We start from the raw sequence: 949 nt of genomic DNA, 5'->3' as shown, positions 1-949 counted from the left end.
CGTCGGTGATGCCGGTGCGGGTGCCGGTGGTCGGCCTGCTCGCTCAGATGGGCGTTCAGCGAAGTCAACGCGGCCATGCCTTGAGAATGCCGGCGTCGTTCCGCTGCGGAGCTGGTCAGTTCACCGGCTGACCAGGCCCGTGGTGGGCAGCGGCCTTCGCCGGGAGGGTGATCGCGAAGCGGAGGAGTTCAGCGTTGTAGCGACCCGGGTCACTCATGTAGAGGCCGTGTCCCGCGCCTTCGAGTACCACCAGCCTCGCGTCGGGGAGCAGGGCGTGGGTCCGGCGTCCGGTCAGCTCGATCGGCGCCGAACGGTCGGCGTCCCCCTGGATCACCAGCGCCGGTATCCGGATCTCCGCCAGTTCCTGGCGCTGGTCGGCCGTGATGAACGCTTCCTGGGTCGACAGCAGCACCTGCAGGGGCGTGTCGAAGAACTGGCGGTGAGTCCAGTCGCCCAGACCTGCGGACACCTCATAGGCCGGTCCGAAGTAGTCGGCGTGGGAGGTGCCCGCGACGAAAGCGCCCATGTCCCGGCGCATAACCTGCTGCAGCGCCGCGAAGTCCGCCGCCGCGACGGGACCGTCCGCGTTGTCGTCCGTACGCAGCAGGCACGGCGTCGTCGGCGCGCTCAGCACGACCCCCGCGACCCGCTCCTCCCCGCGGCGGGACAGGTGGCGAACCACCTCCGCGGCGCCCAGCGAGTGGCCGACGAGCACGACGTCGCGAAGGTCCAGGTGGTCGAGCAGGTCCGCCAGGTCGTCGGCGAGGCGGTCGAGGCCGTAGCCCCGCCCGGGAAGGTCGGAACGCCCGTGACCGCGACGGTCGAAGACGACGCACCGGCTGCCGGCGGCGAGCAGCTCAGGGATCTGGTAGTGCCACATCCCGCTGTTGAGCGCCCAGGCATGGGCGAACACGAAAGTGCGACCGCCGGGCCGGCCCGCCTCCGCGTG

1 protein-coding gene is annotated in these 949 nt (G+C 71.0%); it reads right to left on the bottom strand.

The window, feature by feature from the left end; all coding sequences use genetic code 11:
• Window positions 1–115: 115 nt before the first annotated feature.
• On the bottom strand, window positions 116–949 hold an 834-nt coding region (locus QSK26_RS41415), incomplete at its 5' end, for an alpha/beta fold hydrolase (RefSeq protein ID WP_285780851.1).

It is taken from the genome of Microtetraspora sp. NBRC 13810, from assembly GCF_030268685.1.
Lineage (GTDB): Bacteria > Actinomycetota > Actinomycetes > Streptosporangiales > Streptosporangiaceae > BSRQ01.
The sequence above is the reverse complement of the archived record's forward strand: the minus strand, read 5'-3'. Positions and strand labels throughout refer to the sequence as shown.